Origin of the sequence: Flavobacterium sp. FlaQc-47 (assembly GCF_044006475.1) — a bacterium.
Lineage (GTDB): Bacteria > Bacteroidota > Bacteroidia > Flavobacteriales > Flavobacteriaceae > Flavobacterium.
Genome location: NZ_JBIPCQ010000001.1, coordinates 809,939 through 834,743 on the forward strand (window position 1 = coordinate 809,939; position 24,805 = coordinate 834,743).

At 34.3% G+C, this 24,805-nt stretch carries 14 protein-coding genes; 12 read left to right on the forward strand and 2 right to left on the reverse strand.

Translation table 11 applies throughout. The features are described 5' to 3' along the window. Positions 1-818 precede the first annotated feature (818 nt). The 4 genes from ACHRVX_RS03335 (at position 819) to ligA (ending at position 15,465) form a co-directional block, all read left to right on the forward strand. On the forward strand, positions 819-10,289 hold the full coding sequence (locus tag ACHRVX_RS03335; RefSeq protein WP_395329163.1) for a gliding motility-associated C-terminal domain-containing protein: 9,471 nt from the start codon (positions 819-821) through the stop codon (positions 10,287-10,289). Between the two features lie 42 nt (positions 10,290-10,331). Beyond that, positions 10,332-11,264 (forward strand): type IX secretion system membrane protein PorP/SprF, encoded by a 933-nt coding sequence (locus tag ACHRVX_RS03340; RefSeq protein ID WP_395329166.1) that lies wholly within the window; start codon positions 10,332-10,334, stop codon positions 11,262-11,264. 13 nt (positions 11,265-11,277) lie between these two features. After that, positions 11,278-13,212, forward strand: a complete 1,935-nt coding sequence (locus ACHRVX_RS03345; RefSeq protein WP_395329168.1) for an OmpA family protein — start codon at positions 11,278-11,280, stop codon at positions 13,210-13,212. Positions 13,213-13,458: 246 nt separating this feature from the next. After that, a complete protein-coding gene (ligA, locus tag ACHRVX_RS03350; protein WP_395329171.1) occupies positions 13,459-15,465 on the forward strand; it encodes an NAD-dependent DNA ligase LigA in 2,007 nt (668 codons plus the stop codon). Between the two features lie 95 nt (positions 15,466-15,560). Here the strand turns inward: ligA and ACHRVX_RS03355 are convergent, their stop codons facing one another. Beyond that, on the reverse strand, positions 15,561-16,472 hold the full coding sequence (locus ACHRVX_RS03355; RefSeq protein ID WP_395329174.1) for a bifunctional metallophosphatase/5'-nucleotidase: 912 nt from the start codon (positions 16,470-16,472) through the stop codon (positions 15,561-15,563). A gap of 134 nt (positions 16,473-16,606) precedes the next feature. After that, positions 16,607-17,386: a 5'-nucleotidase C-terminal domain-containing protein gene (locus ACHRVX_RS03360; protein ID WP_395329177.1), complete on the reverse strand. Its 780-nt coding sequence runs from the start codon at positions 17,384-17,386 to the stop codon at positions 16,607-16,609. Between the two features lie 47 nt (positions 17,387-17,433). Here ACHRVX_RS03360 and ACHRVX_RS03365 point away from each other — a divergent pair, with 47 nt between their 5' ends. From ACHRVX_RS03365 to ACHRVX_RS03400, 8 genes are all read left to right on the forward strand, one after another. After that, a complete protein-coding gene (locus ACHRVX_RS03365; RefSeq protein WP_395329180.1) occupies positions 17,434-17,946 on the forward strand; it encodes a DUF6913 domain-containing protein in 513 nt (170 codons plus the stop codon). 15 nt (positions 17,947-17,961) lie between these two features. After that, positions 17,962-18,843: a 4-hydroxy-tetrahydrodipicolinate synthase gene (dapA, locus tag ACHRVX_RS03370; RefSeq protein WP_395329183.1), complete on the forward strand. Its 882-nt coding sequence runs from the start codon at positions 17,962-17,964 to the stop codon at positions 18,841-18,843. A gap of 136 nt (positions 18,844-18,979) precedes the next feature. After that, the gene (locus tag ACHRVX_RS03375; RefSeq protein ID WP_395329186.1) at positions 18,980-19,774 is read left to right on the forward strand and encodes an outer membrane protein assembly factor BamD; all 795 of its coding nucleotides are present in this window, start codon (positions 18,980-18,982) and stop codon (positions 19,772-19,774) included. A gap of 9 nt (positions 19,775-19,783) precedes the next feature. Then, a complete protein-coding gene (locus ACHRVX_RS03380; protein ID WP_008463064.1) occupies positions 19,784-20,101 on the forward strand; it encodes a DNA-directed RNA polymerase subunit omega in 318 nt (105 codons plus the stop codon). 12 nt (positions 20,102-20,113) lie between these two features. Beyond that, positions 20,114-21,328, forward strand: coding sequence for a bifunctional phosphopantothenoylcysteine decarboxylase/phosphopantothenate--cysteine ligase CoaBC (gene coaBC / locus ACHRVX_RS03385; protein ID WP_395329189.1), 1,215 nt, complete (start codon positions 20,114-20,116; stop codon positions 21,326-21,328). Between the two features lie 68 nt (positions 21,329-21,396). Then, the gene (locus ACHRVX_RS03390; protein WP_395329192.1) at positions 21,397-22,281 is read left to right on the forward strand and encodes a DUF4835 family protein; all 885 of its coding nucleotides are present in this window, start codon (positions 21,397-21,399) and stop codon (positions 22,279-22,281) included. A gap of 57 nt (positions 22,282-22,338) precedes the next feature. Then, positions 22,339-23,991 (forward strand): DNA repair protein RecN, encoded by a 1,653-nt coding sequence (recN, locus tag ACHRVX_RS03395; protein ID WP_395329195.1) that lies wholly within the window; start codon positions 22,339-22,341, stop codon positions 23,989-23,991. A gap of 54 nt (positions 23,992-24,045) precedes the next feature. Continuing rightward, positions 24,046-24,762 carry a hypothetical protein gene (locus ACHRVX_RS03400; protein WP_395329198.1) on the forward strand — a complete coding sequence of 239 codons (717 nt, stop codon included), beginning with the start codon at positions 24,046-24,048 and terminating at the stop codon, positions 24,760-24,762. Positions 24,763-24,805 lie beyond the last annotated feature (43 nt).

The following is a 24,805-nucleotide window of genomic DNA, read 5'->3' on the forward strand; positions in this document are numbered from 1 at the left end:
TAATTTTAGGATAGAAAGTTAAACAAAATTGTTTTTCGGACTAGTTTAAAATTAAAAGATTTAGAACTGATTTTTTTATTTGAATTAGTAATATAAGAAGAATGACAATTTTGGATATAAAACTGAAACATTAAGAATAACTTAAATTAGTTGCATATGGAATTGACACTTACTCTCTTTATTAAGTTTGCATTAGGTATTTATATTATTTTAGATTTATTTATTATCAAATTGAAGATCACTAAGGGTATCGTTAAATTTGGTTTTAGAAAGTATGTAAACTTTTCTCAACAATTTTTTAGTTATGCCAGTTTTTTATTTTCAAAGCCCAAGCGTAGACTTTGTTAATGAAGAACTTTTTTGCGTTTTAATTTCAAAAACGCTTCAAATTAAAATAATGGATTCAATTTTAGAATTAATTCTAAAGAATAAAATTTATAAATTGGCTAATCAACTTTTTATAAATATTGAATCATCTCTATATAAACTAGAATTTTCCCCCTCTACATCAACTTAAATTTTCTTTTATGAAAATTAGTCCTATAACAAATCACTCCTTTTGGAAGATTGATGTAGATCAATATTCCCTAAAATTTTTGAGACTTTTTTTATTCTTACAGGATAAAAAATGCTCTTCGGTATACTTTGGTATACTGAATACAACATGATTTTTTTACTGAAATGCAGTTTACACTCTTAGCATTCTAGGATTTTAAATTTCATTTTAACTATCTGATTATTAATGTTTTTTGAATTGCCTAAGCATACGTGCTTATCGCAACAGGTATTTTATTGTCCATTTTCTAATCTTCCAAATTATGAAAAAAAATTTTACTTTTTATGATCTCATCGTAAAGACGAGATTATTGGGTTTATTGTTTTTGTTGCTTTTATGCAATAAAAACTTTGCACAAACCTTTTGCAGACCTATTTCTCATACTTCAGGTATTGGTGGTGTGTGTCTTGGTACAACCGAAATCCTTAATCCAACTTTGGCTTATGATTCGAGTTTAAGTACTTATGCAACTTTGACAAATGCACTTGGTGTACTTTGTTTTGCGCAGGAAACAGTAACATTTAATCAAACCGCACGAGCCGGAGATCAAATTGTTATTTATTATGGCTCAGATTCTGGTTTGTTAGACGTTGGTTTATTGTCTAATGCCAGTATTCAGCCAAGAAATTCTATTGCAGGTACCAATGGTCCTACAGTTGCATTAAATAGTCCGTTACTAAACATTCAGTTGTTAGCGGGAAACACAACCGGTGTTATAAGATACACACTTACCGGTGATGCTGACCAGGTTAGAATACAAGTAGGCGGACTTGTTAGTTTGTTATCTAATTTAAGAGTTTATGACGTACGCTTACAATTTGCAAGACCAACGATTGCAAATGGAGAAACACAAGCTGTTTGTATTGGTCAACCAGTTGCACTCTCGGCTACAGCCGCGGCTGGAACAACGGTAGCATGGTATGATTCACCAACATCTACTACAGCACTTTCACCTAATGGCAATTATACTACTCCGGCTTTAACAGCTTCAACTACTTATTATATCAGTACTTCAAGAATTGCGGGGTGTGAAAGTGACGCAAGAATACCGGTTACTATTAATGTGATAGATCCTGTACAACCTGTAATAAGTACTACAGGAACTTCGATTTGTTCTTCGGGGCCTACACAAGCAACAACTTTATCAGTCATAAATCCAGTGCTTGGAACAAATTATTCCTGGTATAATGTAGCAACTGGGGGTGTTGCATTATCGACAGGCAGTACATATACACCCACTGTGCCTACAGGAGTTAGTAATTATTATGTTGAGGCATCAATTGGTGCCTGTATATCAGCAAGAACTCCTATTACTGTTACTTCAAGTCCGGTTCCGGCACTTCCAACAGTTTTAACACAAAGTGTATCGATACTCTCTGGTCAGAATGCAACATTGAATGCTTCTACGACAGAAGCAGGAGTTGTTTTAGATTGGTATGATGTAGCTACAGGAGGTACTAAATTATTAGGGGCTTCAAATACTTTTACAACTCCTATTTTAACTGCAAGTAAAACATATTATGTTGAGTCACGTAATAGTGCTGGAGGATGTGTAAGTGTTACCAGAGTACCTGTAACTGTGACCGTTTTACCTAATCCGTTAGGGGGATGTTTAGAAGCGAATAGCCAACAAACTACTCAAAACGGACTTTGTGTACTTTGTTCTTCTACAACTCCAAATAATTCTGTTGATGGGAATAGTGCAACTGCAGCCAGAATAACTCTTCCGGTAGGATTGCTAAACGGATATATCCAACAAACATTACAATTTAATAATCCTGGTAAAGCAGGTGATATTGTTGATGTTGAATTAGCATTACCAGGAGGGATCGCAGATGTTTCATTATTAGGAGCCGTTAGTTTAGCAACTTACAATGGAGCAACCTTTAATAACGACAGAATTTTTATCAATAATCCTTTAGTTACTTTACAGTTATTGACAGGAAACCGATTTAGAGCCAGTATTGTTGCCGGTGCAAATTTTGATCGTGTCGAAATTAGATTAGGCGGTATAGTAACGGCTTTAACTAATTTAGATATCTATCAGGCAACTTATAGATATAAAGCAACTGTAGTTTCAGGAAATACGACTATTTGTAGTGGGCAAACAGCTACACTACTTGCTAATTTAGCTGTTGGAGAAACAGTTGGCTGGTATACTACAGCAACAGGAGGAACTCCGTTAGTTACAACAGCATCTTATACAACACCAATTTTGAATGCGACTACTACTTATTATGTAGAGGTTGCCAGAAATGGTTGTGTTAAGAGCGAAAGAACTCCGGTAACAGTCACAGTAAATAATCCTGTGGCTCCAACAGCAGTAAATATTGTTCCTCTAAATTTATGTAGTGGAGAATCGACTACTATAACAATTCAGGCACCGGTTGCAGGTACAACTTATAATTGGTACGATGCAGCGACTGGTGGGAATTTATTATTTACGGGAACATCTTATACAACACCAAATTTAACTGCTAGTACTTCATATCATATTGAGGCAGTCATTGGAACTTGTTTAAGTCCAACCAGATCACAGGCTATTGTAAATGTAAATGAACGACCACCTGCGGCTGTTCCGGTATCTTCAAATGTTATCATTCAGTCTGGTCAGGATGTAATTTTAGCAGTGACGGCACAGGCTGGCACAACCTATAACTGGTATGATGCACCTACTGGGGGAAATCTTTTACAGGCGAGTTCCAATACTTATAGTCCAAACCCAGCTTTGACAGCGAATAAAACATTCTATGTTGAGGCAATAGCTGGAGCATCAGATTGTACAAGTAGTACAAGAGCTGTAATTAATGTTATGGTAATTAATACTATTAACAGCTGTTTGCAACCCAATTTTCAAGTAACTACGACAGATGGTTTGCTTTGTACTTTGTGTACCTCTGCAAATCAAAATAGTTCTGTAGATGGAAATATAAATACATTTGCAACTCTTTTTACACCCGTTGCGGCAGTTGGTGCCTATATACAACAGCAATTAACTTTTCCTACTCCAGGTCAGGCGGGAGATATTATTGATGTCGAATTAGGATTACCGGCTGGTCTTGCTGATGTTTCATTATTAGGGGGCGGAATTAGTTTGGCAACTTATAATGGTGCAACTTACAATAATGACAGACGTTTACTGACTAACAATTTACTGAGCCTGCAACTATTATCAGGAAGTAAATTCAAAGTAAGTTTTAATGCTACTGCACCATTTGATAAAATAGAAATCAGAATAGGAGGAGCAGTTGCGACATTATTAACCACTTTAGATATTTATGAAGCTTCCTATAGATTTCCGGATGCAACAATAACAGGAGCAACAGCGCCAATTTGTGCAGGAGGAACTGCTACATTAACTGCAATTTCTACAGGAACAGAAACTTTTACATGGTATGATGCTCCAACAGGGGGAAATATCGTGGCAGTTAATCCAACTGTTCCGTTAAATGCTACTACTATTTATTATTTAGAAGCAACACGCGGAGGAACTTGTATTAATAGCGTTCGTCAGCCTGTTACAATTACTGTACTACCAATTCCAACAGCAGCTGATATTACTATTGCAAGTCCTTTAACAGCTTCATGTGCGGGAGGTATTGTATTGAATCCAACTTCTGCTTTAGCGGGAGCCACATTTAGATATTATACTGATCAGAATAAAACTCAGGAAATTATAACAGGATCTGTTGTTGCTTCTCAGCCGGGAGCAACTTTTTCTAAAGATGCTACAACGGGAGCGCTTACAATTAGCGGATTAACTCCCAATGCATCTTATACTTATTATGTTTCTGTGCTTAACGGAGGAACTTGCGAGAACCTAAACGGAACATTAAAAGAAGTTATCGTAAATGATCCTGCCGAATCAGCTTTAACAGTTCAGACTCCGCTAGTTCGTTGTGGTACGGCAAATTTAAAAGATGCTATCACAAATTTAGATACATCAGGAAATACAACTTATACTTTCTTTGATGTAGCCAATAATCCAATTACAGATCTTGCTGCTTCAAATATTCTGGCAAGTGGCACTTATTTTATTGAGGCACAAACAACAGGCGTTGCTTGTCCATCTTTAAGAGAACAAGTAATTGTAACTGTTAATCCGTTACCAACACTAACCGGAGTAACAAGTTCTATTGCTGTTACAACAGGAAGTTCGGTTGCATTAAATGCAACATCAAATGGAACAGTTGCCTGGTATGATCAACAAGGTAATTTGTTACCATCAAATAACACAGGCATTCTTACTACAGTTGGTGTTTACAGTTATACTGTAATTGCTACTCTTGGAACTTGTACTGTAAGCCAGACGATAACCGTTAGTGTTATTGATGCTGCTGCTTGTGATTCGTTATTAGAAAGAGTATATGCTAATTCTCAATTATCAGGTAGTATTATTACTGGATCTGTTACTAACGGACCTTTGGCTGCAGATGGTAATCCGGCAACTTTTTCAACAATAACTACAGGATTGGGACTTTTAGGCATTGGAACAACATGGCAGAATTTGCAATGGCCAACAACAATTCCTAAAGGAACTCCTGTGACAGTGAAACTAGGTTTACAAAATAGTCTGGTTGCGGTAGGACAAAATATTTCGGTAATAGGAACTAAACGTGACGGATCTAATAATCCTGTTGATATTGGAACTTTACAATCAGTATCAGGATCATTATTAAATTTATTACCGGGTCAAAATTCATTCGAATATACATTTGTACCTTCTAATACAGCTGGTCTTCAGGATTATGATGGTATCCGTGTACAATTAGGATCTGTTTTAAGTGTGGCACAAAATATCAATGTTTATGATGCACATTATAAAAAACCGGTAACACAAATTGCTTGCGGACAAGGAGATATTGAAGATATTTTTTCTGGTGTAAGAGATTTAGGAGTTGGGGCATTAACAACAACGGTAGGAGTTTCTGATCCTTGGAATGTAGCTGATGGCGATGTTGCTACTTATGCTACAATGTTTACAGGAGTAGGAGTTCTTGCTGCGGCAGAACTTACAACAACTTTTAGAACACCAAGTATGGTGGGAGATAGTTTAAGAATTACGATTTCAAAACCCGGAACTCTTTTAAATCTTGGTTTACTTACAGGATTTACTATTCAGCTTTATTCAGGAGACATCGCTGTTGGTGCTCCAATCCAAAACACAAGTAATTTATTGACTTTAAAATTACTTGCCGGAGATACAATGGCAATGACAATTATTGCACCACAAACACAGCCTTATGATAAAGTTGTAATTACTTTTGGAGGTGCTGCAAATGTCTTAGACCAACTTAGAGTTCATACTATTGATCGTGTAACCAATACTAAAGTTATAGGAAGTGATCCTGATAATGCTGTCACGGTTTGTCCCGGAGCAGCTATTACGCTCACGGCTACGCCTAAATCTTGTGCTGATTATGCCTGGTATGATTCTCCAACAGGAGGAAATCAGGTGGCAAGTGGTTTGACTTATACACTTCCTGAAACATTGGCTGCCGGAACATATAAATATTATATCCAGCCAATTCGTTATGGTTGTCCGGCTTTAGAAAGAGGTGAAGTAACAGTAATTGTTAGAGCCACAACTCCTGCAGCTGCAATAGCAAACGTAACCATAAACGGAAATAATAATACTATTGTTTGTACTGAAACTGGTACAGTAACATTAGACGCGATCTTAAATGGTGTACCGGCACTTACAAATCCGGTATATCACTGGTATAGTTTTGATGGTACAACAAGTCAGGAAATTGCTGGTGAGACAACGCCACAATTAATTTTGACAGGATTAGCTCCGGGTACTTATACCTATTATGCAGGAGTTAGTTCAGATGAATTTTGTGAAACTGCACCGGCAGATAGAAAACAGGTAACATTTACAATTTTACCAAGTTCTCTGCCAGCTGATATCTTGGTTGACAATGCTTCAATTTGTCATGATACAGCCGCTACATTAACACCAACAAGTGCTTTAACAAATCCGGTTTTCTTCTGGTATTTAGATGCTAATAAAACACAGCCTGTTACAGATGGTGCAATAATTGGCGGTGTAACCTATACTATTAGCCCTGCCGGAGTTTTAACAGCTACAGGGTTAACAACAGCAATGAGCCCAATTTCTTATTATGTTGCGGTTACAAGTGATACTACTTGTCCAAATAAAAACGGAGAACTGGCAGTTGCAACTGTTATTGTTAATGATCCTGCAACACCAACATCTACTACTGATCCTCAAAATTTTTGTGCAACGACAAATCCAACAGTTACTAATCTTCAGGCAAATGAGGCAAATGTAGTCTGGTATCTGTCACCAACAGGAGGAACTGCTTTAGATCCAACAACTGCATTAATAAACGGAACAATTTATTACGGAGCAATACAAGATCCAGCAACCCTTTGTGAAAGCTCAGTTCGATCTGTTGTAAATGTAACTATAACAGCTCCTGCAACACCAACATTGGTAACTGCCGGAACTCAAAACTTCTGTCAGGTAAATGCGCCAACATTTGCAAGCGTTCAATTTAACGAAGCAAATATTATCTGGTATACAGATTTAGTGGGTGGAACAGTGATTCCGTCAACTACAGCATTGACAAGCGGAACTTATTATGCGGTAATCCAGGATCCAACAACACTTTGTGAAAGTGCCGTAAGATTATCAGTAACCATAAATGTTTCTGATCCCGGTACACCAACATTGGTAACTGCAGGAACACAAAACTTCTGTCAGGTAAATGCGCCGACATTTGCAAGCGTTCAGTTTAACGAAGCAAATATTATCTGGTACACAGATTTAGTGGGTGGAACAGTGATTCCGTCAACTACAGTATTGACAAGCGGAACTTATTATGCCGTAATACAAGATCCAACAACACTTTGTGAAAGTGCCGTAAGATTATCAGTAACTATAAACGTTTCTGATCCCGGAACTCCAACATTAGTAACTGCAGGAACACAAAACTTCTGTCAGGTAAATGCGCCCACATTTGCAAGTGTTCAGTTTAACGAAGCAAATATTATCTGGTATACAGATTTAGTGGGTGGAACAGTGATTCCGTCAACTACAGTATTGACAAGCGGAACTTATTATGCCATAATAAAAGATCCTGCGTCAGGATGTGAAAGTGTAACAAGATTATCAGTAACTATAAATGTTTCTGATCCCGGAACACCAACATTAGTAACTGCAGGAACACAAAACTTCTGTCAGGTAAATGCGCCAACATTTGCAAGTGTTCAATTCAATCAGGCAAATATAGTTTGGTACACAGACTTGGTTGGAGGAACAGTAATTCCTTCAACTACAGTATTAACAAGTGGAACTTATTATGCCGTAATAAAAGATCCAACAACACTTTGTGAAAGTGTAACAAGATTATCAGTAACTATAAATGTTTCTGATCCCGGAACACCAACATTAGTAACTGCAGGAACACAAAACTTCTGTCAGGTAAATGCGCCAACATTTGCAAGTGTTCAGTTCAATCAGGCAAATATAGTTTGGTACACAGACTTGGTGGGTGGAACAGTGATTCCTTCAACTACATTATTGACAAGCGGAACTTATTATGCCGTAATACAAGATCCAACAACATTATGTGAAAGTGCTTTAAGATTAACGGTAACTATAAATGTTTCTGATCCCGGAACACCAACATTGGTAACTGCAGGAACACAAAACTTCTGTCAGGTAAATGCGCCCACATTTGCAAGTGTTCAGTTCAATCAGGCAAATATAGTTTGGTATACAGACTTGGTAGGTGGAACAGTGATTCCCTCAACTACAGTATTGACAAGCGGAACTTATTATGCCGTAATAAAAGATCCTGCGTCAGGATGTGAAAGTGTAACAAGATTATCAGTAACTATAAATGTTTCTGATCCCGGAACACCAACATTAGTAACTGCGGGAACTCAAAACTTCTGTTCAGGAAATAATCCAACTTTAGCAAGTATTCAGTTAAACGAAACAAATATAGTTTGGTACAGTGCCCCAACCGGAGGAACAGTATTACCTGCAACAACAGCATTAACAAGCGGAACTTATTACGCAGCATTAAAAGATGCAATTACTGGTTGTGAAAGTAATGTTAGACTTCAGGTTACCGTGAATATTGGAAATTCAAATAATCCAACGACAAACAATGCAGCGCAAAATTTCTGTTCAAATGCTGCACCAACATTTGCAAGTATTCAGGTTAACGAAAGTAATGTATCGTGGTTTAGTACTGCAACCGGAGGAACAGCAATTCCTTTAACAACAGCATTAAGTTCAGGTACTTATTATGGAGAAATTACAGACCCAATTACAGGATGTAAAAGTGCAGTTCGTTTAGCGGTTACCATCACCATTGTAAATCCTATGGGAACGCCTACAACTAATTCAGCTACACAAAACTTCTGTTCTGTAAATGCGCCAACAGTTGCTAATATTCAGGTAAACGAAGCCAATGTAATTTGGTACAGTACTGCAACAGGAGGAACAGCAATTCCCGCAACAACAGCTTTAGTTAGCGGTACTTATTATGGAGTTGTGGCAAGTGGTTCAGGTTGTGAAAATTCAAATAGATTAGCAGTTGTAGTGAATGTTAACACTCCGCTTTTAGTGACAGCACCCAGAACAACTCAAACATTTTGTTTATCAGCGGCACCAACAGTAGCCAGTATTTTGGTAAATGAAGCAAATGTGGTATTCTACAATTCTGCAAACGGAGGAACACCATTAGCAGCAAATACACCGCTTACAGCAACAACATATTATGCTGCAGCGAATAGTAATTTAACAAATGGCTGTGCGGCCGCTTCGAGGTTAGGAATAACAGTTGCGTTTGAAAATGATGCGATGGTTCCAATCACGACAACAGATGATACTCCATGTGTTTTCCAGGGAATTACGTATTCAATTTCTAATGGAAAATCAGATTATGTCTGGTCAATTACAAATGGTACAATTACTTCCGGAGGAGGAAACGCTGATGGAACCGTAACAGTTTCATGGTCTGATATTGGACCTGGTAAAGTTGAGGTTGCTTACATTAATACTTGTAATGAAAGAACCATTAAATCATTAAATGTAACAGTAGCAACTTGTTCTGATCTAACAATAACAAATACAGTTAGTAATCCTACACCTAATTTTGGTGAGCAGATAACATTTACTGTAACAGTCAATAATGTGGGTCAGGGTAACTTTATCAATACCATAGTGAGCGAGTTACTTCCAAGCGGATTCGATTTAATTAGCGCTAGTACCACTTTAGGCACATATGATTTAAATACACAGCTTTGGACAATCCCTACATTAAATGCAGGACAAAGTGTTGTACTTACAATCGTTGCCGAAGTATTGCCAAGCGGTAATTATACAAACGTTGCAACTGTCGAGATTTCGACTCCATTAGATGTTGATGCATCAAATAATTCGGCTTCAGTAACTGTAGTTCCCGTTTGTTTGACAGTTTATAATGAGTTCACTCCTAATAATGACGGAGCAAATGATCTTTTCAGAATAGACTGTATCGAATCATATCCTAACAATGAGTTGAAAGTATATAATAGATATGGCGCATTAGTATATAGTAAACAACATTATGAAAATGATTGGGACGGAACCGCCAATGTATCAGGAGTTATTAACAGAGGAGATATGCTGCCAACAGGTACTTATTTTTATGTGATAACCATGGGAGACGGAACGGCTAAAAAAGGATGGTTATCAATTATGAGATAAGCAGCTTAATCATCTAATTAATTAAACTTAATAAGTATCGTTATGAAACTATATATAAAATCATTAGAAACGTATTTCATTCTAATATGTTCTTTTACCACATTTTGTGCCAGTGCACAGCAAGATCCGGAGTACACACAATATATGTACAACACAATGTCCGTAAATCCAGCTTATGCTGGATCTACGGGAACATTAGAGGCAACACTTTTACACCGTTCACAATGGGTAGGAATTGATGGAGCACCAGAAACACAATCGTTTTCAATACATTCACCTCTAGTAAATGAGATGATTGGTTTAGGACTAAGCGTCGTAAATGACAAAATTGGTCCATCAAACGAATTGTATGTTGACGGAAACTTCTCGTATTCAATTCCTCTTGGATATGAAAAAAGATTAGCATTTGGACTTAAAGCAGGAATGCGAATGTTGAATGTTGACTGGTCAAAAGGAAGGTTTTACAATAATAATGATGTTTTGTTAAATCAAAACATTAATAATCAAATGAAATTAGCAGTTGGAGCAGGAATTTATTATTATACTGATAAATGGTATCTGGGATTTTCGATTCCAAGCTTTTTAGAAAATGATTATTATGATGATGTTCAGGAATCTATAGATTATGATCGCTTGCATTATTATTTAATGGGAGGGTATGTTTTTGATTTGAATCCAAATTTAAAATTCAAGCCTGCATTCTTAGTAAAAGCAGTAAGTGGAGCACCGCTTACTGCTGATATATCGGCGAATTTTATGATTGCAGAGAAATTTGTAATCGGGGGATCCTATAGAACAGATGATTCTGTGAGTATATTGGCAGGTTTTCAGTTATCCAGAAGTTTTTACATCGGATATGCTTTTGATTACACCGTAAGTGATTTAAACAAATACAATGACGGAACACACGAAATCATTTTGCGTTACCAATTTACTCAAAAAGAAAGTAAAATCAAATCACCCCGATTCTTCTAAACCCAAAACCCCTATGAAAAAATTATATATCCTAAGTTTAGTATTGAGTTTTACATTAGGTTTTGCTCAGACTAATTTAAAAAAGGCAGATGCATTGTTTAAAAGTTATTCCTACGCAGATGCATCAAAAGCTTACGAAGAATGTTTGCAGAATATTGAGAATCCATCGGCACAAACATTAAAAAATGCTGCAGATTCGTATTATTTTAATTCCGATGCCAGAAATGCATTGAAATGGTACAAAAGATTATACGAAGTACAAGGCAATAATTTAACCGATATCTATTATCTGCGTTACATTCAAACAATGAAGGCGGTTATGGATTATGACGATGCTGATAAAATCACAAAGGAATATCTGAATAAAAAAGGAGACCAAAAAGAAATCAATCGATATGTTGCCCAGAAAAAGCAACTCGATAGTTTAGCGAAAGCAAAGTCTCTTTACACCATTAAAAATTTAGATATAAACACCGGTAAATCAGATTTTGGAGCAACGTTTTATCAGGATCGAATTGTATTTACATCAGCAAGAGACACTACAAAGTTCAGCGATAAACTATACAACTGGAACAATCAGCCGTTTCTGAATTTATATGTTTCTGAAAGAAATCCTGCTGACGGAAGTCTGTTCAATGAAACCTTGTTTATTCCTAACGTAATGACAAAATATCATGAAGCAACGGCAAGTTTTGATGCCAACGGAAAAACAATGTATTATTCTACCAACATCGTCAAAAAAAACAAATTAGTTATTGATAGAGACAAAATCAATAATTTTCAAATTCTTAAAGGTGATATAATAGACGGAAAACTCGAAAATCCACAAAAAGTTTTTTTTGATAACGATGCCTATTCAGTTGGACATCCTTGTTTAAGCGACGACGGACAATGGCTTTTCTTTGCATCAGATATGCCTGGTGGTTATGGCGAAACAGATTTATACGTAGTAAAAATTGCCGATGACGGTACAATGAGTTCACCACAAAATCTGGGGCCAAAAATTAATACTATCGGAAATGATCTTTTTCCATTTTTCCGTAACGGAATACTTTATTTTTCTTCAGATGGACATTACGGACTTGGAGATTTAGATGTATATGAAAGTAAATTTTTATCAGATGGAAGTTTCACCACTCCGCGAAATCTTGGAACACCAATAAACAGTAACAAAGATGATTTTACTTTTATAATTGACAGAACAGGAACTTATGGATATGTTTCGTCAAACAGAGCAGGAGGTAAAGGCGATGATGATATCTATTCCTTTGTAAAAGGAGAACCAGTTTGCAATCAGAATATCTCAGGAAAAGCATCTGACAGAAAATCGAAATTGCCAATAACTGATGTTACAATTGTTGCCTACAATTCCTTTAACGAGATTCTGGCAGAAACCAAAACAAATTTTGAAGGAAAATATGCCGTAACAGTTCCCTGTAATAAAACAGTTCGATTAGTCGCTACAAAAACAAATTACAGTAACGACGAAAAAACAGTTGAAACAACAAAGGAAAATGAAGGCGAAATTATCGATGTCAATTTCGAATTAAGTAATTACGATGACTTAGTCGTTAAAAAGAAAGGTGTGGAAAAGGTAGACGTGAACCCAATTTATTTTGATTACGACAAATCGGACATTACACCTCTGGCTATTGAGGAATTGTCTAAAGTGGTTTTCATTATGAGAAAATTTCCTAACATCAGAATCAAAATAGAATCGCACACAGATTCCCGCGGAAAAGATGCCTACAACCTGAAACTTTCTGATAACAGAGCAAAATCTACACGAGATTATATTGTTTCACAGCAAATTGATCCCTCAAGAATAGAAAGCGCAATAGGTTACGGAGAAACCCGATTAATCAATAAATGTAAAAATGGAGTGAAATGTACAGAAGAAGAACATTTGTTAAACAGACGCTCAGACTTTATCATTATTCAGAAATAGTTTTATGTTTTTGTTGTAATCAATTGATATTCAATATGAAATATAAATCGAAGAGACCATTTGGAAGTTGGTTTTGTTTAAATTCTTTTTAAGAATAATGGGCAAGAAGAAAATCAAGTTGCATCGTTTTGCAACTTGATTTTTGATTTTATAAAAGTTTCGTTTTTTACTGTTTTTTCAACAAAAATAATCCTAATTTTGAGATTCAGTTATTCTAAAACACAACCTCCAGTATTTTAATATTTTATGAGTATTCAAGAAACAATTCAGACTTTAAGAGACGAACTTAATCAACATAATTACAATTATTATGTCTTGGACAATGCCACAATTTCTGATTATGATTTTGATATTAAATTAAAAGAACTGCAGGATTTAGAAACTAAACATCCTGAATTTTTTGATGAGGATTCTCCAACATTACGCGTTGGTGGTTCCGTAACAAAGAATTTTAAAACTATTGCGCACCAATATCGCATGTATTCCTTAGATAATTCCTATTCTAAGGAAGATTTACTGGATTGGGAAAACCGAATCCAGAGAGTTTTAGGGAATGTTAACTTGCAATATACCTGCGAACTAAAATACGACGGAGCATCAATAAGTATTACCTATGAAAACGGAAAACTGGTTCAGGCGTTAACACGAGGCGATGGTTTTCAGGGAGATGAGGTAACCAATAACATCAAAACCATAAAATCGATTCCGATAAAACTAAAAGGGAATTATCCGGAAAGATTTGATATACGCGGTGAAATTATTCTGCCATTTGCAGGTTTCACAAAAATGAATCAGGAATTAATTGAAATTGGAGAAACACCCTATTCAAACCCCAGAAATACAGCATCTGGAAGTTTAAAATTACAAGACAGCGCTGAGGTTGCAAAACGTCCGCTAGAATGTTTGTTATACTTTGTTACAGGAAATAATTTACCCTTTTCATCACAGTTTGAAGGATTAGAATCAGCCAGAAACTGGGGATTCAAAGTACCGTCCGAAGCTAAACTGGTCAATAATATGCAGGAAGTTTTTGACTTCATTGATTATTGGGATACGCACCGTCATACATTACCATATGAAACAGATGGCGTAGTGATAAAAGTAAACAGCATTCAGCATCAGGAAGAATTAGGCTATACTGCAAAATCTCCTCGCTGGGCAATTGCCTACAAATTCAAGTCTGAACAAGTTTCAACTCTTTTAAATTCAATTACATACCAGGTTGGTCGTACCGGAGCAATAACGCCAGTAGCAAATTTATTACCTGTACAATTAGCAGGGACAATTGTAAAAAGAGCTTCCTTACACAACGCAGATCAAATTGCAAAATTAGATATCAGAATAAATGATACCGTTTTTGTAGAAAAAGGAGGAGAAATTATTCCAAAAATTATCGCTGTAGATCTGACACAACGTCCAGAAAATTCAGAACCAACGCAATACATCACACATTGTCCGGAATGTCAAACTGAATTAGTTCGAAATGAAGGAGAAGCCAATCATTATTGCCCTAATTTTTACGGATGTCCTCCGCAAATTATTGGCAGAATCCAGCATTATATTTCAAGAAAAGCAATGGATATTGAAGGTCTTGGCGGAGAAACAGTTGCTTTGCTTTTTAAGAATAATCTCGTTCATAATTATGCCGATTTATATGAATTGAAAGTAGATGATATTTTGCATTTAGAAAGAATGGCAAAAAAATCAGCTGAAAATCTGGTAAACGGAGTGGAGAAATCCAAAGAAATACCTTTTGAAAGTGTTCTTTTTGCACTCGGAATCCGTTTTGTTGGAGAAACCGTAGCGAAGAAATTAGCCAAACATTATAAAAATATAGAGGCATTAAGCAAAGCTTCTTTAATGGAATTGATTCTGGTTGATGAAATTGGAGAACGAATTGCAAAAAGTGTAATCGAATTTTTTGAAAACGAAGAAAATCAAAAAATTATTGAGCGTTTAAAAACTTACGGCGTTCAATTTGAAATTGTAGAAAAAATTAACCCAAATGCCACCGTAAAATTCGTTGGGAAAACATTTGTAGTTTCAGGCGTATTTGCACAATTTTCAAGAGATGATTTAAAGAAAGCAATCGAAGATAATGGAGGTAAAGTAGGAAGTTCAATTTCTGCCAAAACTGATTTTGTAGTTGCAGGAGATAATATGGGACCGGCAAAATTAGAAAAAGCCAACAAACTAAATATTCCAATTTTATCTGAAGAAGATTTTATAAACAAATTAAATGAAAGCGAATAAACTGTTTTAATGTTTAATACGGTACATAATTCAAATTTTGGCTTATTTCTTTAAGTAGAATACTTTTAGAAAAAGCCAAAATTCAAAAAAAGGTTTTATACAATAATAGATCTTCCCTGATTAGTGTGCGCTTTATCTTTGTCAAAATAAAAATCGATACGGCCTAAATTGATTCCGTAGCAACCCACCTGGTTGACCAATACATCTTGTCCTGCTTTGTTTTTTACAATTGTAGGTTTATCTAAAAATGTATGCGTGTGTCCGCCAATAATCAGATCAATATCCTGAGTTAGTTCAGCGAATTTTAAATCAGAAATTTTTTCTTCCTCATCCTTATATTTATATCCCAAATGCGAAAGACAAATTACTAAATCGCATTTTTCCTGCTTTTTTAATAATTGTGTCATATCCTGCGCCACTTCTATAGGATTATTATAAACTGTTTCCTTGTAAAGTTGCTTGTCAACCAATCCTGCAAGTTCAATACCTACACCAAACACACCAACCTTAATTCCGTTTTTCTTAAAAATTTTATACGGTTTTACAAGACCGTCCATAACCGTATTTTTAAAGTCATAGTTGGAATTGATAAATTCAAAAGTAGCATGAGGCATTTGAGCATATAATCCGTCAAGACCATTATCAAAATCATGATTTCCTATTGTTGATGCGTCATATTTCATCATACTCATCAATTTAAATTCAAGTTCGCCACCATAATAATTAAAATACGGAGTTCCCTGAAAAATATCTCCTGCATCTAATAAAAGAACATTTGGATTTTCCTGACGAATAGTTTCAATTAGTGCAGCTCTTCTCGAAACACCGCCTTTATTGGGATTACGGGGATCATCAGCCGGAAAAGGATCAATATGGCTGTGAACATCATTAGTATGTAGAATCGTTAAGTGTTTAATATCGCTCGTTTCAAAACTGCTTAGTGACAACCCTAAACTTAATAAGGCTGTACTTGCAGCTGTTTTTTCGATAAATTCTCTTCTTTTCATTTTATATATTTTTGCGGAAAGGGATATTGTAATTGATTGATTTTTTTGCCACGAATTGCACAAATTTCCACGAATTTTTTTAATAGTAATTAGTGCAAATTCGTGCAATTCGTGGCAGACTTTTTCTCTTAATATTATTCTTCAGTAATTCTGATATTTTTTGCAACAGGAATTGTATCAACTTGTTTAAAATAATCAATCAATACATTTCGAAGTTTATAATTCAGGTCAAATTTCTCCACACCTTTTGCGAAAAAAGACATGCTGTCACCACCATTTGCTAAATAATCATTTGTAGCCACATAATACACCTTATTTAAATCCAGAGGTTTCCCCTGAATCAGAATATTTTTAGCCTTATTATCTTTTGCAATAGTAAAAGTCATTCCTGATAAAGGCTGCGCTTTTTGTACCTTAATAATATAAGCTGTGATTTCAAGAATTTGTTCTCCTTTTAATCCTATTACAACCAGATTATTTTCAAAAGGCATAATTTCAAAAGCAGTTCTCGTCGTCACATTTCCTTTAGGTAAAATGGCTCTGATACCGCCATGATTCAATAAACATAAATCTATAGTTTTTTTCTCACGTGCTTTAAAAACAATATTTCCTCTTTCAACACAAACATCTGCTAAAAGACTTCCAATACTGGTTTGCCATTTACCTGTACTTTTATCAAGAGTTTCAGGGCAATACGCTAAAACGCTGTCTAAATCCTTATTAATATGGTCTCGATACGGTTTAATGAAATTTTCAATTGAAGGAGTTTCAGCACCTTTTTCATTGATTGGAAGTTGTTTTCCTTCTATCTTCGTCAAATTGTAGTTCTTCTGACTGCAAGAAGTTATAAAAAAAAGTGTTAAGAATATAACAAAAAGTTTCAAAAATCCGTTATACTTTTTTAGTTTTACCATCTTAAATGCGACTTAAATAATTAATTTTGTAATCTGGCAAAAGTACTATGTTTTTAAATTATATAAAGGAATTTTTTGTAAAAAAATCATTAAAAAATAACTTGCATAATGTCAAAAACGAAGTCTTTACAAGCAACATACAAACAATTGGTTTACTGGTTGATGAAGGTAATTTTAATCATTCAGAAGATATAATAAAGGAATTAGTCTCGCAGGGAATAGTTCCAAAAAATATAAAAATTGTTGTGTATCGAAGTAAATTAAAGGAAAAAGAAACGTATTCCCTGCCTACATTTGGTAATAAAGACATCAGTTGGAACGGAGGAATTACAGCAGATTTTTTAAATGAATTTACAGAAACAGAATTTGATCTTTTGATCAGTTACTATACTATTGAAACATCCGTTTTGATGATGATAACCAGTAAATCAAAAGCTAAATTTAAAGTAGGGTTTGCATCTGTAGATAAAAATTTAAATCGATGGATGATAGATACCGCTATAGAAAATTATAAACTATTCGTTCACGAACTGTTTAAGTATTTAAAGAGTATAAAATAAAATATAAATCAGAATATGCAATCATTAATAGGAACTGGTGTTGCCCTTGTAACTCCATTTAAAAAAGACTTTTCAATAGATATCGAAGCTTTACAGCGAATCGTTAATTTTTCGATAGACGGAGGGGTTGAATATCTTGTAGTTATGGGAACAACAGCAGAAAATGCAACCCTGACACAAGACGAAAAAGAATTGGTTATTACTACTGTAATCGACACAAATAAAGGAAGATTGCCTTTAGTACTTGGAGTTGGAGGTAATAATACAATGCAAATCGTAGAAGAATTAAAAACAAGAGATTTTTCAGCTTTTGAAGCCATTCTTTCTGTTTCTCCTTATTATAATAAACCAACACAAGAAGGGATTTATCAGCATTTTAAAGCCATTGCCGAAGCTTCACCAATTCCGGTAATATTGTATAATGTTCCGGGAAGAACATCCAGCAATATGTTGCCTTCAACAGTAATTCGTCTGGCTAATGATTTTAAAAATGTAGTAGCTATAAAAGAAGCTGCAGGAGATATCGTGCAGGCGATGCAATTGATTAAAAATGCACCAAAAGAATTTCTTGTAATTTCAGGAGATGATATGATTGCTTTACCAATCGTTTTGGCAGGTGGAGCAGGAGTAATTTCAGTTATTGGACAAGGTTTTCCGAAAGAATTTTCAGAAATGATTCGTTTGGGATTAAATAAAAAGGTAAATGAAGCGTTTAAAACACAATACTTTTTAGCAGATTGTATTGATATGATTTTTGAACAGGGAAATCCTGCCGGAATCAAACAAGTCTTTCAAGCCCTTGGTATTGCTGATAACACAGTACGTTTGCCATTAGTTACCGTAGATGATTCGTTAGCAGACAGATTGAATGAATTTGTAAAAAACAGCATAAAATAGGAGTAAGATTGCCGGTATTTTATTATACCAAAAAATATTTTGTAGTAGCTAAATTAATAACTAAATTTGCCACCGGAACTTCGGTGTGATTTTGCTTTGGCATAATTGTCTAAGAAATCATAATAAAAGTAAGAAAATGAAAAAAATAGTATCTCTATTAATTGTTGTTGTCCTTTTTTGTTCTTGTAGTGAATACCAAAAAGCATTGAAAAACGAAGATGTTGCAGCCAAATTTGATGTGGCAACAAAAATGTACGATGCGGGTAAATATTCAAAAGCCATTCGACTTTTTGAACAACTGGCACCTTCTTACAGAGGTAAACCTCAGGCAGAGAAACTGTTTTACATGTTTTCACAATCTTATTATAAATCAAAACAGTATTATTTAGCAGGATATCAGTTTGAAAGTTTCGTTTCAGGTTATCCACGTAGTGAAAAAGTACAGGAAGCTGCATTTTTAGGAGCGTACAGTTATTCAAAACTAGCACCTGTTTATAGTTTAGATCAAACAGATACAGTAAAAGCATTAGAAAAATTACAAGCATTTATTGATAATTATCCAAATTCAGAATACATTGTTCAGGCTAACGAAGCAGTGAAAGTGCTAAACGGAAAATTAGAGAAAAAAGCATACGAAAACGCAAAAGGATACAATACAATTTCAGATTATAAATCAGCATTAATTGCATTTGATAATTTTATCGCAGATTTTCCAGGAACACCTTTTAAAGAAGATGCGTTGTTTTATAAATACGATTCAGCCTATAAATTGGCAATAAACAGTATTCCTGCAAAAATGCAAGAACGTTTAAATGTTGCAAAAGTGGCTTATAATAACTTGATTAAGTTTAATAGCGCTACAAAATATAAAAAACAGGCAGACGAAATGAATGCCAGAGTGGAAACAGATTTACAAAAATTTACTAAATAAAATAAAGTCATGGATTTAAAAAAGACGAATGCTCCTGTAAATACAATAACTTACAATAAAACAGTTATTGAAGAGCCAACAGGAAATGTGTATGAAGCAATTACCATTATGGCTAAAAGAGCAAATCAAATTAATTCTGAAATTAAAAAAGAATTAACTGAGAAATTAGAAGAGTTTGCTACTTACAATGACAGTCTTGAAGAAGTTTTTGAAAATAAAGAACAAATTGAAGTTTCTAAATTTTACGAAAAATTGCCTAAACCACACGCTTTAGCAGTTCAGGAATGGTTAGACGGTAAAACTTACCACAGAAGTTCAAACAAATAATATATAAGTATAATGTCAGTTTTAAACGGGAAGAAAATTTTACTGGGTGTTTCTGGTGGAATTGCAGCCTATAAAACAGCCTCATTAGTACGACTCTTTATAAAAGCAGGTGCACATGTCCAAGTGATAATGACACCTGCTTCTAAGGATTTTGTAACTCCACTTACGTTATCAACGTTATCAAAAAATCCGGTACATTCCAGTTTCTTTAATCAGGATGATGAGGACGCTGTCTGGAACAATCACGTTGAATTAGCACTTTGGGCTGATTTAATGTTAATTGCTCCTGCAACAGCCAATACATTATCTAAAATGGCAACAGGAAACTGCGATAACCTTTTAATTGCTACTTATTTATCAGCTAAATGTCCCGTTTATTTTGCTCCGGCAATGGACCTGGATATGTACAAGCATGCATCAACTTTATCTAATTTTACAGCTTTAAAACAGTTTGGGAACGTAATGATTCCTGCTGAAAATGGTGAATTAGCAAGCGGATTATCAGGTGAAGGCAGAATGGCTGAACCTGAAAATATTATCGCTTTTCTTGAAGCAGATTTAGAAAGTAAATTACCCCTAAAAGGAAAAAAAATATTAATTACTGCCGGACCAACATACGAAGTAATAGATCCTGTACGTTTTATAGGAAATCATTCCTCAGGTAAAATGGGTTTTGATATTGCAAATCAGGCAGCTAATTTAGGTGCAGAAGTTATTTTGATTTCAGGACCAACACATTATAAAGTTAAGAATTTATTGATTGAAGTTGTTGATGTGATTTCGGCTCAGGACATGTATGATGCATGTCACTTACATTTTAATGATGTTGATGTAGCTATTGCAGCAGCAGCTGTAGCAGATTACAAACCTAAAGTGGTAGCTTTACAAAAGATTAAAAAAGCATCTGATGATTTTTCTATCGAACTGGAAAAAACAAAAGATATTTTAGCATCACTTGGAGCCATCAAAAAAAATCAGTTTTTGATAGGATTTGCTTTAGAGACAGAAAATGAAATTGAAAATGCTAAGTTGAAAATTCAGAAAAAAAACTTAGATTTGATTGTTTTAAATTCCTTACAGGATAAAGGAGCAGGTTTTAAAAAAGAAACCAATAAAGTGACTTTTATTGATCAGAATTTTAAAATTGAACCAATGGAATTAAAATCAAAAGAATCTGTGGCAATTGATATTTTAGACAAAGTGATTTTGCATTTTGTGAAATCATAAATGAGTTAAAATAGAAAACAAAAGAAAGAATAGTATTACTTTTGTGGTTAATCCAAATTACCTTTCGTATGAATAAAATAGTTGCACTTTTAGTTTTTTTTATTTTTGGCTTTACACAGGCACAACAGTTAAATTGTACCGTAACTATTAATACAGAAAGATTACCAAATCCCAATCAACAGGTATTTAAAACTCTTCAGACATCTTTATCTGAATTTGTCAATAAAACAGACTGGACAGGATCAGTTCTAAAGCAAAACGAACGAATCAATTGTTCGATGTATATTACATTATCATCGAATAGTTCAGATCAATTTACCGGGACAATTCAGGTACAATCTTCGAGATTAATTTTTAATTCAACATATTCGTCACCTGTATTAAATTACAATGATAAAGATTTCAATTTCAGATATACTGAATATGAACCTTTATTATTTAATCCAACGACTTTCGATTCGAATTTAGTTTCAGTAGTTTCTTTTTACAGCTATTTAATTTTAGCGATGGATGCTGATACATTTCAAATGGGAGCAGGAAATCAATATCTTGAAACGGCTCAAAACATTGCCAATGTTGCACAACAAGGCGGATCAAAAGGCTGGAGCCAATCTGATGGAGTTCAAAACCGATATTATCTAATAAATGATATGGTTTCGCCAATGTACAGTGATTTACGTCAGGTTATGTATGCTTATCACACAGGCTTAGACGGAATGAGTACGGATCTGAAAACATCAAAAGAAAAAGTAAAAGCAGCAGTAATTATTCTTGGAAAACTGAATTCAGTTAAACCAAATGCGTTTTTGACAAGAGTCTTTTTTGATGCAAAATCAGATGAAATCGTTTCCATATTTTCAGGAGGACCCAGTATTCCTGTTGGTGACTTAACAGATGTACTTAACAAAGTGTCGCCTTTGAATTCTACTAAATGGTCACAGATTAAATTTTAATTGATTTTTCAATTTTTTCACTATCTTAAATAACATTTATACTTACACAATTTCCTTATGATAACGTCCTTGTCGATTAAAAACTATGCTCTGATTGAAAAACTTACCATCGATTTTTCAAGAGGTTTTTCTATAATTACAGGTGAAACGGGTGCAGGTAAATCAATTATATTAGGGGCAATAGGATTAGTTTTAGGTAAAAGAGCTGATTTGACCTCATTAAAAAATAAAGAAGAGAAATGCGTTATTGAAGCGCATTTTGAAATTTCAAAATATAACCTGAAAGAATTTTTTGAATCAAATGATCTCGATTACGAAGACGATACCATTATTCGAAGAGAGATTTTACCTTCAGGAAAATCTCGTGCTTTTATAAATGACAGTCCCGTAAATCTTCAGGAATTGCAAGATTTGAGTTTGTTTTTAATTGATATTCACTCCCAGCAGCAAACGCAGGAACTTTCAGATGAAGGAGTCCAGTTCAAAATAATTGATGCTATCGCAAATAATTTTGATACTATTCAATCGTATCAAAAAGTATTAAAAGCGTACAAAGCCGATAAATCTAAACTGAATGCTTTATTAAAAAAACAAAGTGATTCAGGAAAAGAGCAGGAATATAATACGTACTTATTAAATGAGTTGGTTAGTGCTAAACTAAAATCTGGGGAACAGGAAGAACTTGAAGCAGATTATGAAAAATTAAATAACGTTGAAATTATAAAAGAAGCACTTGATAAATCTCTTGTAATTGCAAACGAAGAACAATTTGGAGTGTTTCATAATTTAAATGAAATAAAAACTTCTTTACAGAAAATAGCACTTTTTTCACCTGAATATCAAGCAATATTTGAAAGAATTACAAGTCTGGCAATCGAATTTGATGATGTTTCAAGAGAACTTCAAAATTCCTCTGAAAAATTATTAAATGATCCTGCACAACTAGAATTAGTAAGTCAGAAATTACAATTGATTTACAATCTGCAAAAAAAGCATCAGGTAACTTCTGTAGATGAATTGATTGAAATTCAGGCTACTTTAGGAAATACGCTTCTTGAACTCGATAATATCGAAGAAGAAATTGCTGCTTTGTCAAAATCAATAGAGGAAAGAGTAATTGAATTAGATGCATTTTCAGCAACAATTCATCAAAACAGAACAAATGCAATTCCGGTTTTATCTCAAAAATTGATTTCAATTTTAGAAACTTTAGGAATGCCGAATGTTCGTTTTAATATGGAACTTCTACCATCAGAAACTTATTTTCAAAACGGAAAAGAAGAATTACAATTTTTATTTTCTGCGAATAAAGGAACCGATTTCGGATTGCTTAAAAAAGTAGCATCAGGAGGAGAAATGTCTCGTATTATGTTAGCTGTAAAAGCAATTCTGGCACAATATTCAAAATTACCTACTTTAATTTTTGATGAAATCGACACGGGAGTTTCCGGAGAAATTGCAATAAGAATGGGAGAGATTATGAAAGAAATGAGTGCAACAATGCAAATTTTTGCCATTACACATTTACCTCAGATTGCAGCAAAAGGAGATTCACACTTTAAAGTTTTCAAATCTACAGTTGATGATGATACCCAATCAGAATTAAAGCTTCTGTCTCAGGACGAAAGAGTTATAGAGATTGCCCAAATGTTATCAGGCGCAGTAGTTTCAGATTCGGCTTTAAATCATGCTAAAGCATTATTAAATTAAATATTTAAATTATATTTGCTTGACTAACTTTAATGATTAAACATTTATAATTTTATGTTGAAAAAAATAAATATTGCCTGTATTTTATATTTTTTTGTGAGTTATGTAAACGCACAGGATTTAATTCAAAACACAACATCAGACTCAAAATCTTCTGAAACTAATGTTGGTAATTTGTATTTGACAAAAGATTATCCTGAAGGAGTGTATAAAACATTTGAAGACTTTCTCGAAAAGAAATTTATCTACATGGGAGATGCATTGGAAAGAAAAAATATTGTTGGTTATACAAGAAAGTCAATAGAAAAAGAGATAGTAGTCGATCAGGTTTTTTTCTACTGGAAAAGAAACAACGTGAGAATTACGGATTACTTTGCAATATCTTACAACGGAAGCCTTTACATTCAGCAGAGATACTTTCATCAATTTTCTTCTAAGGAAGACCGAAATATTGATGGTGATAATCCAAATTCTTATCATAGGGTTTTAAATGATGGTAAGTTTTTATATCTGGAAGGTCCGTTTGCAAATCAATGGTCAAAAGCATTTGCTTATGGAAGCGGCGGAGCAGTTGGAGGAACGATAGGAGCTAACTTAAATAGCTTAAAAGGAGTTGTTTTTGATGTTAATAAAAAGGAATTTGATTTTATTAGAGAATGTGAAGATTTAAATTTGCTTATTGAAAAGTACAACGGAACTAAAATTGAATGTAAAGATAAAAAAATCGATATTCTTGTAGTAAGGGATAATGTTGGAAAAATTATAAAATAAGATACTTTACTGTGTATCGAAACAATAAAAATTTAGCTCAAAA